19 protein-coding genes are annotated in these 15270 nt (G+C 68.6%); 13 read left to right on the forward strand and 6 right to left on the reverse strand.

Annotated features, from left to right (window positions below):
• Positions 1 to 59 precede the first annotated feature (59 nt).
• Both EKH77_RS13860 and EKH77_RS13865 read left to right on the forward strand, forming a co-directional pair.
• Positions 60 to 1064 (forward strand): ArsR/SmtB family transcription factor, encoded by a 1005-nt coding sequence (locus EKH77_RS13860; protein ID WP_240667349.1) that lies wholly within the window; start codon positions 60 to 62, stop codon positions 1062 to 1064.
• Positions 1065 to 1081: 17 nt separating this feature from the next.
• On the forward strand, positions 1082 to 1939 hold the full coding sequence (locus tag EKH77_RS13865) for a metallophosphoesterase family protein (RefSeq protein ID WP_126914689.1): 858 nt from the start codon (positions 1082 to 1084) through the stop codon (positions 1937 to 1939).
• A gap of 91 nt (positions 1940 to 2030) precedes the next feature.
• On the opposite strand, the gene tuf is transcribed toward EKH77_RS13865, so the two are convergent.
• The 5 genes from tuf to EKH77_RS13890 all read right to left on the reverse strand — a co-directional run bounded on the left by tuf (position 2031) and on the right by EKH77_RS13890 (position 7193).
• Positions 2031 to 3224: an elongation factor Tu gene (tuf, locus tag EKH77_RS13870; RefSeq protein WP_126914690.1), complete on the reverse strand. Its 1194-nt coding sequence runs from the start codon at positions 3222 to 3224 to the stop codon at positions 2031 to 2033.
• A gap of 165 nt (positions 3225 to 3389) precedes the next feature.
• Positions 3390 to 5513, reverse strand: coding sequence for an elongation factor G (gene fusA / locus EKH77_RS13875; RefSeq protein WP_126914691.1), 2124 nt, complete (start codon positions 5511 to 5513; stop codon positions 3390 to 3392).
• Between the two features lie 39 nt (positions 5514 to 5552).
• Complete coding sequence (gene rpsG / locus EKH77_RS13880; RefSeq protein ID WP_004950419.1) at positions 5553 to 6023, reverse strand: 30S ribosomal protein S7; 471 nt, start codon at positions 6021 to 6023, stop codon at positions 5553 to 5555.
• A 2-nt stretch (positions 6024 to 6025) separates the two neighbouring features.
• Positions 6026 to 6397, reverse strand: a complete 372-nt coding sequence (gene rpsL / locus EKH77_RS13885; protein ID WP_003948652.1) for a 30S ribosomal protein S12 — start codon at positions 6395 to 6397, stop codon at positions 6026 to 6028.
• A gap of 334 nt (positions 6398 to 6731) precedes the next feature.
• Positions 6732 to 7193 carry a helix-turn-helix transcriptional regulator gene (locus EKH77_RS13890; RefSeq protein ID WP_240667350.1) on the reverse strand — a complete coding sequence of 154 codons (462 nt, stop codon included), beginning with the start codon at positions 7191 to 7193 and terminating at the stop codon, positions 6732 to 6734.
• 645 nt (positions 7194 to 7838) lie between these two features.
• Between EKH77_RS13890 and EKH77_RS33775 the strand changes: the two genes are divergently transcribed.
• From EKH77_RS33775 to EKH77_RS13905, 3 genes are read left to right on the forward strand one after another with little or no spacing between them, the layout of a single operon-like run.
• Entirely contained in the window at positions 7839 to 8006 is a 168-nt protein-coding gene (locus tag EKH77_RS33775) for a hypothetical protein (RefSeq protein ID WP_240667351.1), read from the forward strand.
• Positions 8003 to 8662, forward strand: coding sequence for a hypothetical protein (locus tag EKH77_RS13900; RefSeq protein ID WP_126914693.1), 660 nt, complete (start codon positions 8003 to 8005; stop codon positions 8660 to 8662). The genes EKH77_RS33775 and EKH77_RS13900 overlap by 4 nt, the downstream gene beginning before the upstream one ends.
• Positions 8659 to 8871, forward strand: a complete 213-nt coding sequence (locus tag EKH77_RS13905; protein WP_126914694.1) for a hypothetical protein — start codon at positions 8659 to 8661, stop codon at positions 8869 to 8871. The genes EKH77_RS13900 and EKH77_RS13905 overlap by 4 nt, the downstream gene beginning before the upstream one ends.
• Before the next feature lie 71 nt (positions 8872 to 8942).
• Here EKH77_RS13905 and EKH77_RS13910 read toward each other — a convergent pair whose 3' ends face one another.
• Positions 8943 to 9215: a hypothetical protein gene (locus tag EKH77_RS13910; protein WP_240667352.1), complete on the reverse strand. Its 273-nt coding sequence runs from the start codon at positions 9213 to 9215 to the stop codon at positions 8943 to 8945.
• 367 nt (positions 9216 to 9582) lie between these two features.
• Between EKH77_RS13910 and EKH77_RS13915 the strand changes: the two genes are divergently transcribed.
• The 8 genes from EKH77_RS13915 (at position 9583) to EKH77_RS13950 (ending at position 15216) form a co-directional block, all read left to right on the forward strand.
• Positions 9583 to 10188: a hypothetical protein gene (locus tag EKH77_RS13915; protein WP_126914696.1), complete on the forward strand. Its 606-nt coding sequence runs from the start codon at positions 9583 to 9585 to the stop codon at positions 10186 to 10188.
• A gap of 7 nt (positions 10189 to 10195) precedes the next feature.
• Entirely contained in the window at positions 10196 to 10573 is a 378-nt protein-coding gene (locus tag EKH77_RS13920) for a hypothetical protein (RefSeq protein ID WP_126914697.1), read from the forward strand.
• A gap of 739 nt (positions 10574 to 11312) precedes the next feature.
• The gene (locus tag EKH77_RS13925) at positions 11313 to 12200 is read left to right on the forward strand and encodes a CHAP domain-containing protein (protein ID WP_164737795.1); all 888 of its coding nucleotides are present in this window, start codon (positions 11313 to 11315) and stop codon (positions 12198 to 12200) included.
• Positions 12201 to 12403: 203 nt separating this feature from the next.
• A complete protein-coding gene (locus tag EKH77_RS13930) occupies positions 12404 to 13300 on the forward strand; it encodes a hypothetical protein (RefSeq protein WP_126914699.1) in 897 nt (298 codons plus the stop codon).
• 8 nt (positions 13301 to 13308) lie between these two features.
• Positions 13309 to 13716, forward strand: a complete 408-nt coding sequence (locus tag EKH77_RS13935) for a hypothetical protein (RefSeq protein WP_126914700.1) — start codon at positions 13309 to 13311, stop codon at positions 13714 to 13716.
• An 80-nt stretch (positions 13717 to 13796) separates the two neighbouring features.
• Positions 13797 to 14387, forward strand: coding sequence for a phage tail protein (locus EKH77_RS13940; protein ID WP_126914701.1), 591 nt, complete (start codon positions 13797 to 13799; stop codon positions 14385 to 14387).
• Positions 14388 to 14509: 122 nt separating this feature from the next.
• Positions 14510 to 14800 (forward strand): hypothetical protein, encoded by a 291-nt coding sequence (locus tag EKH77_RS13945; RefSeq protein WP_126914702.1) that lies wholly within the window; start codon positions 14510 to 14512, stop codon positions 14798 to 14800.
• A 65-nt stretch (positions 14801 to 14865) separates the two neighbouring features.
• Positions 14866 to 15216 carry a hypothetical protein gene (locus tag EKH77_RS13950; protein ID WP_126914703.1) on the forward strand — a complete coding sequence of 117 codons (351 nt, stop codon included), beginning with the start codon at positions 14866 to 14868 and terminating at the stop codon, positions 15214 to 15216.
• Positions 15217 to 15270: the final 54 nt, after the last annotated feature.

A 15270-nucleotide genomic window follows, 5' to 3' on the forward strand; every position in this document is an offset into this window, starting at 1 on the left:
GCGGGGTCTCCCGGTCCCCCCGTACGTTCAACCGGCGCGAGAAGGGGCAGGGGCAAGAGGTGCGCATTCACTTCACCGGGGTCGACCTGGGCCGCGTACGCCTGGACGCCGAGCCCGACCTGCTGTGGGAAACGCTGCTGGCCGCCCACATGGTCCAGACGGGGCAGGGCCCCCTGATCTTCGACGGCTGGCGCGAGCTGGTCCGGGGCCGGCTCACCGACCCCATGCGGCGCGTCCTCGCCCTGGCCCCGCCCCGGGGCTACTCCCCCGACTTCCTCACCCCGCCCGAGGCCACCGAGGGCCTCGCCACCGGCCTCGACGCCATGCTCTCCCTGCCCCGGACGACGCTCCGCCGCGATCTGGAGCTGCTCGCCCCCGACCGCCGCGACCTCCCCTTCGTCCGCCACCTCGCCGAGGGCCGCACCGAGGCCCTCCAGGCCCTGGGCCAAGGCCTCACGGCCTTCCACGACACCGCCGTGCGGCCTTATCTGGCCAAGGTGCGGGAGCACATCGCCGCCGACCGGGCCACCCGCTCCCAGGCCCTTCTGCGCAGCGGAGTCGAACAACTGCTCTCCAGCATTCATCCACAGGTGCGCTGGAGCCCACCGGTACTGGAGGTACTCGTACCGGGCACGGGCGAGGACGTCCATCTCGAAGGGCGCGGGCTTCGGCTCGTGCCCTCCTTCTTTTGCTGGCGCGCCCCCACCGTGCTCCGAGATCCGGAGCTGCCGCCCGTGCTCGTCTACCCGATCGTCCACGACCCCGCCTGGCTCGGCGACCTCCGGGGCGGGCGGCGCGAGGGCGCCGAGCCGCCGCTGGCCGCCCTGCTCGGCCACACCCGCGCCGAGGTGCTGGAGGCCACCGCCCGCGGCTGCACCACCAGCGAGCTGGCCCGCCGGGTGGGCATCGCCATGGCCACCGCCAGCCACCACGCCACCGTGCTGCGCGAATCCGGGCTGATCACCACCCACCGCACGGGCGGCCGGGCCTACCACACCCTCAGCGTCCTGGGCCGGGACCTGCTCAACGGCAACCGCCTCGTCCTCCCCGGTCCCGGGAGGTAGCCGCCTACCGTAGATCCATGCAGCAGCCAATAAAGCCCCACGCGGGTCGCCGGCTCCTCGCCGTCAGCGACCTGCACACCGGCATGGCCGACAACGTGGCCATCGCCGAGTCACTGCGCCCCACCACCGACGAGGACTGGCTGATCGTGGCCGGTGACGTCGCCGAACGCTTCGACGACGTCGAACGCACCCTCAAGCTCCTGGCCCGCAACTTCCCCAAGGTCATCTGGTCCCCCGGCAACCACGAGCTGTGGACGCCGACGGGCGACCCCGTCGAGCTGCGCGGCGAGGCCCGCTACGCGCACCTGGTCGACCTCTGCCGGAGCCTGGGGATCACCACGCCCGAGGACCCCTGGCCCGTCTGGGAGGGCGAGGGCGGACCGGTGGCGGTGGCCCCGTTGTTCACGCTCTACGACTACACCTTCCGCACGCCCACGGCCGCCACCAAGGAGGAGTCCCTGGCCCAGGCCCATGAGGCGGGCATCGTGTGCACGGACGAGTACCTGCTGCACCCCGAGCCCCACCGGGGCATCGACGACTGGTGCCGGGCCCGGGTCGCGGCCACCGAGGCCCGGCTGGCCGCCCACGACCCGGAGCTGCCGCTGGTGCTGGTCAACCACTGGCCGCTGGACCGCCGGCCCACGGACGTCCTCACCTACCCCGAGTTCGCCCAGTGGTGCGGCACGGAGCTCACGGCCGGCTGGCATACCCGCTTCAACGTCGCCGCGGTGGTCTACGGCCATCTCCACATCCCCCGGACCACCTGGTACGAGGGGGTGCGCTTCGAGGAGGTCTCCATCGGCTACCCCCGCGAATGGCGGCGCCGGGGCCACCCCAAGGGCCTGCTGCGGCAGATCCTGCCCTATCCGGCCTAGCCGTCCCCCGGAAACACGAAGAGGGCCCGCACACCTCGCGGTGTGCGGGCCCTCTTGTCGACCGTCAGGTCAGACCGTCAAGCAAGCGGACTTACTTGTTGATCTTGGTGACCTGGCCGGCGCCGACGGTGCGGCCGCCCTCACGGATGGTGAAGCGCAGGCCCTCCTCCATGGCGACGGGCTGGATCAGCGAAACGGTCATCTCGGCGTTGTCGCCGGGCATGACCATCTCCGTGCCCTCCTTGAGGGTCACAACACCGGTCACGTCAGTCGTACGGAAGTAGAACTGCGGACGGTAGTTGTTGAAGAACGGGGTGTGACGGCCACCCTCGTCCTTCGACAGGATGTACGCCGTGGCCTCGAACTCGGTGTGCGGGGTGACCGAACCGGGCTTGATGATGCACTGGCCGCGCTCGACGTCCTCGCGCTTGATGCCACGGAGGAGCAGACCGACGTTCTCACCGGCCTGGCCCTCGTCGAGCAGCTTGCGGAACATCTCGATACCGGTGACCGTGGTGGTGGTCTTCTCGGTCTTGATGCCGATGATGTCGACGGTCTCGTTGACCTTGAGGACACCACGCTCGATACGACCGGTGACGACGGTGCCACGACCGGTGATCGTGAAGACGTCCTCGATCGGCATCAGGAACGGCTTGTCGACGTCACGCTCGGGCTGCGGGATGTTCTCGTCGACGGCGGCCATCAGGCCGAGGAGCTTCTCGCCCCACTCCTTGTCGCCCTCCAGCGCCTTCAGCGCGGAGACGCGGACGACCGGAGCGTCGTCGCCGTTGAACTCGTACTCGTTGAGGAGCTCACGGACCTCGAGCTCGACGAGCTCCAGGATCTCCTCGTCGTCCACCATGTCGGCCTTGTTCAGGGCGACGACGATGTACGGAACGCCGGACTGGCGGGCCAGGAGCACGTGCTCCTTGGTCTGCGGCATCGGACCGTCGGTCGCGGCGACCACGAGGATCGCGCCGTCCATCTGGGCGGCACCGGTGATCATGTTCTTGATGTAGTCCGCGTGACCCGGGCAGTCGACGTGGGCGTAGTGACGCGCCTCGGTCTGGTACTCGACGTGCGCGATGGAGATGGTGATACCGCGCTGACGCTCCTCCGGGGCCTTGTCGATCTCGTCGAAAGGCGTGAAGGGGTTCAGGTCCGGGTACGCGTCGTGCAGCACCTTGGTGATCGCCGCGGTAAGAGTGGTCTTACCGTGGTCGACGTGACCGATGGTGCCGATGTTGACGTGCGGCTTAGTCCGCTCGAACTTCGCCTTCGCCACTGGGGTCCTCCTGTGGAGTGGTTCTGTACGCCTAGATACGTTCGGCGCCAGGGATCTTTGCTGGGAAGCCGCCCACCGGGGCATTCCGAATGGTTTGTTGCGGAATGCCCCGACAGCCGGTGTCAAGCCTAAAGCGTGTGCAACGCCCGCCGTAGCGGGAGCTGGTTACTCGCCCTTGGCCTTCGCGATGATCTCCTCGGCGACGTTCCGCGGAACCTCGGCGTAGGAGTCGAACTGCATCGAGTAGCTTGCGCGACCCGAGGTCTTGCTGCGGAGGTCTCCGACGTAGCCGAACATCTCCGACAGCGGAACCAGGCCCTTGACGAGCTTGGCGCCGTGACGGTCCTCCATGGCCTGGATCTGGCCACGGCGGGAGTTGATGTCGCCGATGACGTCACCCATGTAGTCCTCGGGGGTGGTGACCTCGACCGACATCATCGGCTCGAGCAGAGCCGGCGATGCCTTGCGAGCACCCTCCTTGAACGCCATGGAACCGGCGATCTTGAACGCGAGCTCGGAGGAGTCGACGTCGTGGTAGGCACCGTCGAGCAGCGTCACCTTGACGCCGGTCAGCGGGTAGCCGGCCAGCACACCGAACTCCATGGCCTCCTGGCAACCCGCGTCCACGGACGGGATGTACTCCCGCGGGATACGGCCACCGGTGACCTTGTTCTCGAACTCGTAGCCGTCGCCCTCGAGGGGCTCGATCGCGATCTGCACCTTCGCGAACTGGCCGGAACCACCAGTCTGCTTCTTGTGCGTGTAGTCGATCCGCTCGACGGCCTTGCGGATCGTCTCGCGGTACGCGACCTGCGGCTTGCCGACGTTGGCCTCGACCTTGAACTCACGCTTCATACGGTCGACCAGCACGTCGAGGTGCAGCTCGCCCATACCCGCGATGATGGTCTGGCCCGTCTCCTCGTCCGTGTGGACCTGGAAGGACGGGTCCTCCTCGGCCAGACGCTGGATGGCGACACCCAGCTTCTCCTGGTCGCCCTTGGACTTGGGCTCAATGGCGACCTGGATGACCGGGGCCGGGAAGTCCATCGACTCGAGGATCACCGGGTTGGACGCGTCGCAGAGGGTCTCACCGGTGGTGGTCTGCTTCAGACCCATGACGGCGACGATGTCGCCGGCACCCACCGAGTCGATCTCCTCACGCTTGTTCGCGTGCATCCGGTAGATCTTGCCGATGCGCTCCTTCTTGCCCTTCACGGAGTTCTGCACCTGGGTGCCGGCCTCCATGCGGCCCGAGTAGACCCGGACGAAGGTGAGCTTGCCGAGGTGCGGGTCGCTCATGATCTTGAAGGCAAGGCCGGCGAACGGCTCGTCGTCGGACGGCTTGCGCTTCACGACCTCGTCGGCGTTGTTGACCGCGTGGCCCTCAACGGCCTCGATGTCCAGCGGCGACGGCAGGTAGCGGACCACGGCGTCGAGCAGGGGCTGAACGCCCTTGTTCTTGAACGCGGTACCACAGAACACCGGGGTGACGGTGACGGAGTCGCCGCCGCCCTTCGACGCGAGAGTGATGCGGCGGATGGCCGCCATCAGCTGCTCCTCGGTCGGCTCCTCGCCGCCCAGGTACAGCTCCATCATCTCGTCGTCGTTCTCGGCGACGCCCTCGAGGAGCTTGCCGCGCCATTCCTCGGCAGCCTCGATGTGGGTGTCCGGGATGTCGACGACGTCGTACATCTCGCCCTTGGCGGCCTCGGCGGACCAGACCAGCGCCTTCATCTGGACGAGGTCGACCACGCCCTTGAAGTCGGCCTCGGTGCCGATCGGCAGCTGCATGACCAGCGGAACCGCGCCCAGGCGGTCGACGATCATGTCGACGCAGCGGTGGAACTCGGCACCCGTACGGTCGAGCTTGTTGACGAAGCAGATACGCGGCACGCCGTAGCGGTCCGCCTGACGCCAGACAGTCTCGGACTGGGGCTCGACACCGGCAACGCCGTCGAACACCGTCACGGCACCGTCGAGCACGCGCAGGGAGCGCTCCACCTCGACGGTGAAGTCGACGTGACCCGGGGTGTCGATGATGTTGATGGTGTGGTCGACGTTGTCGAGCGGCCAGTGGCAGGTGGTGGCAGCGGACGTGATCGTGATGCCACGCTCCTGCTCCTGCTCCATCCAGTCCATCGTGGCAGCGCCGTCGTGGACCTCACCGATCTTGTACGAAACACCGGTGTAGAACAGGATCCGCTCGGTGGTGGTCGTCTTGCCCGCGTCGATGTGGGCCATGATCCCGATGTTGCGGACCTTGGCCAGGTCAAGCGAAGTGGTGGCCATATGGCTCAGTCTTCTCTCGGTTCTCGATGGGGGTAGCGACTACCAGCGGTAGTGCGCGAAGGCCTTGTTGGACTCGGCCATCTTGTGCGTGTCCTCACGCTTCTTGACCGAGGCGCCGAGACCGTTCGAGGCGTCCAGCAGCTCGTTCATGAGGCGCTCGGTCATGGTCTTCTCGCGACGGGCGCGGGAGTAACCGACCAGCCAGCGCAGCGCCAGGGTGGAGGCGCGGCCCGGACGGACCTCGACCGGCACCTGGTAGGTGGCGCCACCGACGCGGCGGGACTTGACCTCGAGAGCCGGCTTGACGTTCTCGAGAGCGCGCTTGAGGGTGATGACCGGGTCGTTACCGGTCTTCTCGCGCAGACCCTCCATGGCGCCGTACACGATGCGCTCGGCGGTGGAGCGCTTGCCGTGCAGGAGGATCTTGTTGATCAGCGACGTCACCAGGGGGGAGCCGTAAACCGGGTCGATGATGACCGGGCGCTTCGGGGCGGGGCCCTTACGAGGCATTCTTACTTCTCCTTCTTGGCGCCGTAGCGGCTGCGAGCCTGCTTACGGTTCTTGACGCCCTGCGTGTCGAGGGAACCGCGGATGATCTTGTAGCGAACACCCGGAAGGTCCTTCACACGGCCACCGCGGACGAGCACGATGGAGTGCTCCTGCAGGTTGTGGCCCTCACCCGGAATGTAAGCGGTGACCTCGATGCCGGAGGTCAGACGCACACGCGCGACCTTACGGAGCGCCGAGTTCGGCTTCTTCGGGGTGGTGGTGAAAACACGCGTGCAGACGCCACGACGCTGGGGCGAACCCTCGAGTGCGGGCGTCTTGTTCTTCTCGACCTTGTCCTGCCGGCCCTTCCGGACCAGCTGCTGGATCGTAGGCACCGTTTCTCCGGTTTCTGTGATCTCGATAAAACTAACCTGGGCGTCACCGCCGACCCACGCGGTCGGGCGTGTCGAAGGCTGCAGACCCCACTGGAGGGCGGAATCAGCGCAGATTTCGGTGTTTCCGGCCGCTGGATCCGTCCGGCTCCGGGTCTCTCACACGGTCTGAAGGCACGCGCGAGAGCCCAGGGACACCCCAGGCACAAGGTCAGAGCGTACCTACAGCATGGGCTGCGGTCAAAACAAATGCACACGCGGAGGACACCCCGATGTGCTGCATATGTCGCAGATCAGAGCGGCCGCGCGGGCCCCGCCGGGGCCGCTCCCGGCGGGACTAGCGGCCGGCCGATACACCCCGATGGACGCCGTGGGTGCCCTCCGTACGGGCCCCGCTGACCGAAAGGATCATCTCGGCCATCTCGACGAACTGCCGGCGGTGACTGTCGGGCACGCCGAGCATCTGCGCGGCCTCCGCCGGGGTCACCAGGCCGTCGCCCTCCCGGCCCCGGGCGCCCTCACCGGCGCCCGTACGCCCCGCGCCCGGCAGCGGCAGGTCCTCCGCCGTCACCTTGCCGGACTGGATCAGCATGTCGCGCAGCGAGACGCCGAGCACGCGCGCGAGGGCGCGCATGGTCTCCAGGTCGGGCAGGCTCTGCCGCTGCAGCAGCCGGGTGACCGCCGCACGGTGCACGCCGGCGTCCTCCGCCAGCCGTGACCTGCCTCCGCCACGCGGGCTGTCGATGTCATAGCCGCGTTCGCGCATCAGGCCTTCGACCCAGCCCGCGAAACGCTCCATATCCGAGCCCTTTTCGCCCATAACACTGCTCCCTCCGCACTCCCTCCGCGCCACCGAGCCTACCGTCCGATCGCGCACGCAATAAACAGAATGAAGTGCGCGAGCGCAACTCGCCACCCCGCCATGGCAAATTCCGGCTTTTACCTACTGGTCAGCGCGTTTTCGGGACGCCCGGTATGTGGGACGGAACACATGATCGGTATTTGTTGCGCTCGCGCACGCACTCTGTCTACTGTTGATTGCGCCACCGCAACATGACGCACTGTGGTCACGGTGGCACCTCCCACCACGCACCCACCGCACCCACCGCACCCGCACGCACCGCACCGCACCCGCACGCACCGCACCGCACCCGCACGCTGCTTCACCCTGCCGCGCACCACCCCGAGACCTGCCCCGCACCACCCCGAGAGGGGACTCCACCCCGAGAGGGGACCCGAACCCGCCCATGCCCGAATCCGCGCTCCGCGCCCCCGTCACCGCCTATCCCCACCCCACCGCCGCCCGCCGCCCCGTCGACTGGCGCTCCCACGCCGCCTGCGTCGGCCTCCCGGACGCGGCGGTCTTCGCCCGCCGCCCCAAGGACGCCCTCCCCGCCCTGCGGGCCTGCGCCGGCTGCCCCGTCCCCGCTACTGCCTGGAGGCGGTGGCGCCGAGGGAGAGCTGGTTCGACGGGGTGTGCGGGGGTCGCCTGTGGCGCAACGGCAAGGAGGCCCGGATCCCCGACGCGCTGGCGGGTGAGGCGGGCCTGCCCGCCTCACCCGTCCCGTACCCGTCCCCACATCCGTCCCCGTATCCGGAGGAGCTGTCATGACCACCGCGCACACGACCACCGCGAGCCGTCCCGACCGCGCCGCCGTATGGCTGGGCATCCTGCTCCGCCAGTTCCCCGAGCTGGCCCGGGAGCTCGCCCCGAGCCGCACCGCCCGCCCCTCCTCCGGCGGACGCCCCACCCGTACGGCCCCGGCGGCGCCCATCCGCCTGTTCGTCTCCGACACCATCCGTGACGTCACCGACGGAGTGGTGGAGCTGGAGGAGGCGGTCTGCGAGAAGCTGCGCCTCCCCCGCCCGGGACGGGCCGGGGTGGAGCAGCGGCTGGCCCGGCTGATCGCCCTGCTGGACGACGTCGCCGAACGCCCCGACCCGGTGCTGGCCGAGCACGTACGGGCCGAGGCCCGCCGGATGGCGCGGCGCTGCTCCCTCGCGCTGGGCGACGCCGAGACGCCCGTACGCGTACGCGGCCGCTGCCCGCACTGCGACTCGGTCTCCCTGCGCGTCTTCCCCCACCGCGAGACGGTCCTCTGCGTCAACCCCGGCTGCCGCTGCGCGGACCCTGCCTGCGCCTGCCGTACGGACCGCGGCCACCGGCACGCATGGGCACGCGGCGAGTGGGCGCGGCTGGCGGAGGCGACGGAGGGCGACCTGGCGGAGATGGCCGCGGCGCAGGACGAGGAGGGCTCGCAGGGATGACAACGACTCTGGTGACAGCGCGGCTGGCGGCCGAGGAGGTGGCGGTGGTGCCGGACACCATCCGCAAGTGGGTCCAGCTGGGGCACCTGACCCCGGCGGGCCGCCGGGGCAGGGCGAACCTCTTCCGGCTGGAGGACGTCTTCGCGGCGGAGCGCGTCACGCGCCGGGCGCACGAGCGACGGGAGGGGCGCGCGGCGCCCCCTATATAAAGAGGAGCAGACAGCACTGTGCCCCGCGACTCGGGTTGATCCGCGGGGCACAGTGCTGTCTGTTCTGTATGTCAGACGTCGGTCATGTCGTAGGAACCGATGCGGTACACCTGAGCGCCGGCGGCGTCCTTGCGCTTCTGGTCCACGGCCTCGATGGCCTCCTGCCAGCCGCTGACGAAGCCGCTCACCTCGGCCTCCTCGACGGTCTTCCCGGCTATCTTGCCGACGACGGCGGTCAGCGCCCGGGCGACCTCGTCGGTGAAGAGCCCCGACCGCCCCGACTCGGCGGCGACCTCGACGGTGGCTGCCACGACGTCCGTGAGCAGGTCACTGCGCGCGCTCACCACGTGGTCCCCCCGCAGACCACGATTTGCTCGCTCATGCCACCCCCAGGTGCTTCCGCCGACTCATTTGCCCTTCCGTAACACCTCCTGAGCATCTGTCGTGAGATGGCCAGGAGTGTGCGCGATCGCCCATTAATCTATCCCGACGGTCTGACACCTCGTCCCCTCAGCACCGGACCTCGCGATATCTCCCGGAGGGCTTCCGGTCGAACATAAGATCACTCCCAAGTGTGACGTGTGCGACGCACTGGCCGGTAGGGGATTAAGCGGACGGGTGGGGTCAGCCATGTGGGGACGGAGACGAGCGCAGCGGGCCTACGACGGGATGCTGGCGGGGGCTCATGAGGCCTTGTCGAGCCTGCTGGGGGTGGCGGACGAGACCCACGGGCTGCTCCAGGACGCCTACGAGGACCTGCGTGCCGCGCACGGCCGGATCGAGGAACTGCTCGACCGGGGCGACGGCCTCCCGGCGAAATCGGTCCGGGCGGAGCTGTCCGGTGCCGAGCGGCTCTGGGACGACCACGAGCGCCTGGTCACGGGGTACGAGGAGATCCGCGCGCCCTGGCACGACGGCGTCGAGCACGCCGACATCGACGACGTGAACACGGCGGCCGAGACCTTCTCGGCGTACCTGGAGGAGACCATCCCCCTGGTCAAGGACGTGGCCTCCCTCATCGACAGCCTCGGGACTCTCCACCAGAACCTCCTGGCCCTCCACGACAAGCTCGCCCCGATCCAGCAGCGCACCCACGCCGCCTTCGCCGCCGCCTCCGCCGACCTCGCCTGGGCCGGCCCCGAGGCCCAGGGCAGATTCGCCCTGGAGGCCCGCCTCCACTCCCTCGGCGACCGCCTCCACGAACTGGACGCGGGCCGCGTCGAGCTCCAGCCGGGCCGCACGGTGATGGACTGGTACCGCGAGGTCGAGGCCGGCATCGCCGAGATCCGCGACGCGACCGTGCGGCTGGGGCGGTGAGCCGGCCGTGATCAGTGTGCACGTGAGCGGGTTCGTCGGCGGAGCGCTCTGGTTACTGATCGCGGCGGGCGTGGCGGTGAGTGATCTGCTCGCCTACCGGAGGCGGGTCACCACAAGAGCCGTGTGCGTCAGCGTGCATGACGAGCCCGAGGGAATCGTCCGTCACCACCTTGAGAGGGTCCCGGTGACCGACGAGAGGAGATCTGTCCTCTTCCGCACCAAGGGACCGAGCGTCGGGGTCGGCAGGGCCGTCACCATCTCGTACGACCCCAAGCGCGACCACGAGGTGTTCCTCGCGGACCGCCACCCACGGATCTCGTGGCAGCCCGTCCTTGCACTGGCGGGCATCGGAGTCGCGCTGATCGTCATGGGTCTCATCCCATAACTCCCCCGGGCCGACGATTCGCCACTCAGAACAGCGAACCCGGCAGCTCCAGCAGCCAGAACACGAGTGGGGCGCAGAGGAGCACACCCCGACCGCCGGTCAGGGAGAACGCGACCGCGGCCGTGACAAGCCACATGATCCGTGTCGGAACCACGACACGCGACGGATCACGGGAGTCGTAGCGGATCACGCCCCCGCGGGCCGTCGGGTAAGTCGACACCTACTCGCGCTCCCGGCGGTTCCGACGGCGAACGGTCAGCGCCTTCGTATCCGGGCAGGCGCCCTCGAACAGATGCGGCGTCAGTTCGCCCTCGGCGACGTCGGGCTGTCGCACTTACCCTCCGAGCACGATCGTGGTGGCGCGCTTGGTCTTCCAGTGCACCTCGTCACGCGACGGGTTTCTTCACTGCCCTCATGCGCGAACCACAACCCTCTGGCACCCACCACCCCGAACCCTCCTGATTGCGCGCTCGAAACTTCTTGTTGCGATCTCGCACGATCTCGTTCACAATAGATGCAGCGGCGGAGCTGTGCCCACGACAAGGGCGCGGCCCGCCGCTTCGCGTTGAGCGGCCGGCGACGACCACTCCCGCGTGCCGCATGGCAACGGCCCCCGTCCCCGAAAAGGGACGGGGGCCGTTCGCGTGGCCCCGAACACGACCGACGCGCCGCGCCGCTCGACGCGAATCCCACCCGCCAACCGCAACCACTAAGAAAAGAAAGGGGGGCAATCACAGAAATGGCCAATACCGCCAAGGCCCTGCTCGCCGAAGCCGCCGAGCACATCGGCTACAAGGAAGGCCCGAACAACGACAACATGTTCGGCCGTTGGTACCCCATGAACAACGAGCCGTGGTGCGCGATGTTCGTGTCGTACTGCGCCTGGAAGACCGGCAACGACGACATCATCCCGAAGTTCGCCTACTGCCCCAACGGCGTCGCCTGGTTCAAGGCGCGCGACCAGTGGAACCGGACTCCTTCCGTCGGCGCGATCGTGTTCTACGGCACCGAGGGCCAGGACCACGTCGAGATGGTCGAGTCGTTCACCGACTCCGAGATCGTCACCATCGGCGGCAACACCAACAACGACGGTTCGTCGAACGGCGACGGCGTCTACCGCCGCCGCATCAGCCGCAGCAACCCCCGTATCTACGGCTACGGCCACCCCACCTACAAGAATGACGAGGACCTTGACATGCCCAAGCGCGTGAGCCTTGCCCGTAAGACCGAAGTCGTCCTGAAGCGCAACACCGTTACGCAGATCCCGTTCGACGACGAGTACTCCGACGGCGGCGACCAGCACCCGGACAAGGGGGGCCCGGCGTTCATCACCGGCAACTCGGACTACATCGCGACCGCCGCCGCCACGATCGCCGGCATCGCCCCCGGCATCACCATCCAGACCCGCTTCCTGGAGATCAACGCCAAGGGCGACGTCGTCAAGGAGGGCCCGATCGAGGAGGCCCTGGCGACCACCGGCAACACCTACGTCACCCAGACCCGCGCCGGCGGCGTCTGCGACCCCGGCAACCACGTCGTATGGACCATCGAGGTCATCAACGGCGACACCGACGGCAAGGTCACCTACGCCGAGGTCCAGGCCAACTACTGGCCCCGCCAGGCCTAATCGGCTTTATCGACCGGCACTCGGTGATTCGGAAGGCCCCGCACGCGAAAGCGCGCGGGGCCTTCCGCGTCCGGTGACGCGGCGTACGCCGCGATCCCGGAGAGGTTCGCGCACGTCAACCTCGCTGTCGTCAGCGAGGAGCGCAAGGGCACCGACCTCCGCTGAGCGGCCTCCTGGACCTCACCACCAGAAAGGACACCACCATGGTCGCAGTCAGTGACCTTCTGCCGTACAAACTCTCTCCCCCGCAGGAGAAGTGGAAGTTCGACGCCGACCAGCGGAGCAACGCCACCGCCATCCTGGACGAGGCGCTCAAGGCCGGCCTCGGCTACCGCGGAGCGGTCGTCGGCGTCGCCACCGCGCTCCAGGAATCGGGCATGCGGAACCTCAACTACGGCGACGCGACGAGCATCGGCCTGTTCCAGCAGCAGGACTGGTGGGGCACGCGCGAGCAGCGGCTCGACCCGCACTGGACCTCCTGGAAGTTCTTCTCCGAGATGAAGAAGATCTGCCCCGGCAAGTTCGGCTCCGGCTACCTCACGTCGACGCCGCTCACGCAGGTGGCCCAGGCCGTGCAGGTCAGCGCGTTCCCCAACGCCTACGCCAAGCACGAGCAGTCGGCCGCCGAGCTGATCGCCGACCTGGTGAACAACGGCGCCGACGACGACGCCCCGAAGCGCGTCAGCCTCGCCCGGAAGTCCGAGCTGCCCCTCAAGCGGAACACGGTCACCCAGATCCCGTTCGAGGACGAGTACTCCGACGGCGGCGACCAGCACCCCGACAAGGGCGGCCCGGCGTTCATCACCGGCAACTCCGACTACATCGCCACCGCCGCCGCCACCATCGCCGGCATCGCTCCCGGCATCACCATCCAGACCCGCTTCCTGGAGATCAACTCCAAGGGCGACGTCGTCAAGGAGGGCCCGATCGAGGAGGCCCTGGCGACCACCGGCAACACCTACGTCACCCAGACCCGCGCCGGCGGCGTCTGCGACCCCGGCAACCACGTCGTGTGGACCATCGAGGTCATCAACGGCGACACCGACGGCAAGGTCACCTACGCCGAGGTCCAGGCCAACTACTGGCCCCGCCAGGCCTAGGAGACCGGATGAACGAGGCCCTGCTGGCGTTCCCCGACGTGGAACGCCTCATCGTCGACAACCTCAAGAACCGGCCCGAGCTGGCCGAGGTCAAGGTCGACAACCGCCCGCCGGCCGACTTCAACGGCACCCAGAAGGTCGTCCTGGTCTCCCGGACCGGCGGCGCCTGGATCGACGACCTCCACCTCGACACCCCGCTCGTCGAGCTGGAGGTCTACGGGCCGGACAAGACCACCGCGCACTCGATCTCGCTGGCCGTCCGCGCCGCGCTCCTGACGCTCCGCGGCACCGTCTACGGCTCCGCGGTCGTCACCGACGTCGTCGAGACGGAAGCGGTGCGCTGGCTGCCGGACTACAACCGCCCGGCGGGCAACCGCTACCTCACCACGGTGCGCTTCTCGCTCCGCCCCGCGTAGCCGCAACCGCCCCTTCGCGACCCTTCGCACCCCTCCGCGCCCCTTCCCGCGGGCCATTCACCTCTTATCAAGGAGTACCCATGTCCGGAATGAACCCGAGCGAGATCCGTGTTGCCGGCACCGGCCGCATCCTCCTCGCCAAGCCCGGCACCGAAGCCCCGGCCGCCATCGACGCCCCGTGGGGCGACGCCTGGCACGACCTGGGCTACACCAGCACCGACGGTGTGAAGTTCGGCCGCAAGGGCAAGACCGCCAACATCGACACCTGGCAGTCCCTCACCCCGGCCCGCACGATCTACACCGAGCGCGAGCTCACCGTGAAGTTCGGCATGCTCCAGCTGAACGAGGACACCCTGCCGTTCTTCTTCGGCGGCGGCGAGGTCGTCGAGACCGCCCCGAACTCGGGCCTGTACAAGTACGAGATCCAGAGCGACCAGGGCGAGGACGAGCGCGCGCTCGGCGTCGAGTTCACCGACGGCACGGACGTCCGCTACCGCTTCGTCATCCCGCGCGGTGTGGTCACGGTCAGCGATGACGTGGACCTCAACCGCAAGGGCGCGGTGAAGCTGGGCGTCACCTTCACGGCGATGGCCGCGAAGCCGGGCGCGGCGCTGGCGACGTGGCTGATGAAGGACAAGTCCTTCGCCCCGACGGGCGCGCCGGCCAAGTAACGCCGACGCCTTTCCCCTTCCGGAACCACCTGAATACGGGCGCCGCCCCGGCCTTCGCCCCCGCCCCCGGGGCGGCGCCCGCCCCTTCCCACCGCTTTTTCACCCACTTCTAGGAGCAGCACATGCCCGCTTTCGATGTCAACGCGGCCCGCGCCCAGCGCCTGGAGGCCCACGGTAAGTCGTGGTCCTTCCAGCTGGACGGCGACGCCTTCGAGCTCCCCACCGAGATCGGCCACCGCACCGCCCGCGCCCTGCGCGAGCTCGACGACAGCGACGTCGACGGCCTGCTGGGCCTGCTGCTGGGCGAGAAGCAGTTCGCACGCCTGGTCGAGCACGACCTGACGATGCAGGACATCGCCGCGATCCTGGAGGCGTACGGCCAGGAGACCGGGCTCGGCCTGGGGGAAGACTGAGCCTCGACGCGTTCGTAGACGAACACGCCGAGGCTCTGGAAGCCGATCTGCTGCGGCACTACGGGGTGGACCTCCTCGACTGGCACCGCGGGACGCTCTCCTCGAGACGCCTCGCGGTGCTGGTCAAGCACATGCCACGCGACAGCGCGGTCAACCGTGACCTGTACGGCGAAGCCGTGGAGTGGGACGCGTCGACCCATCTACTGGCGGCGCTCGTCGACCACTCGGCTGTCGCCAACTGGATGACGGCGACGATCAACAGCGGCGAGGACGCGGAGCCGCTGGATTACCCGGAGCCGGTGGCAAGACCGAACCTGTCGGCCACCGAGCCGGACACCGACAAGTCCGATTCCGATGACGGGCAGGAGGACGGCGAGCTTCCGGCGCCGGACCGGCTCGCGCGCTTCTTCGCATGACCAGGCAACGAATCAACCCGAAGATTCCCTCGCTGACGATCACCGCTCGGGCAG

It is taken from the genome of Streptomyces luteoverticillatus, assembly GCF_003970715.1.
Classification (GTDB): Bacteria; Actinomycetota; Actinomycetes; order Streptomycetales; family Streptomycetaceae; genus Streptomyces; species Streptomyces abikoensis.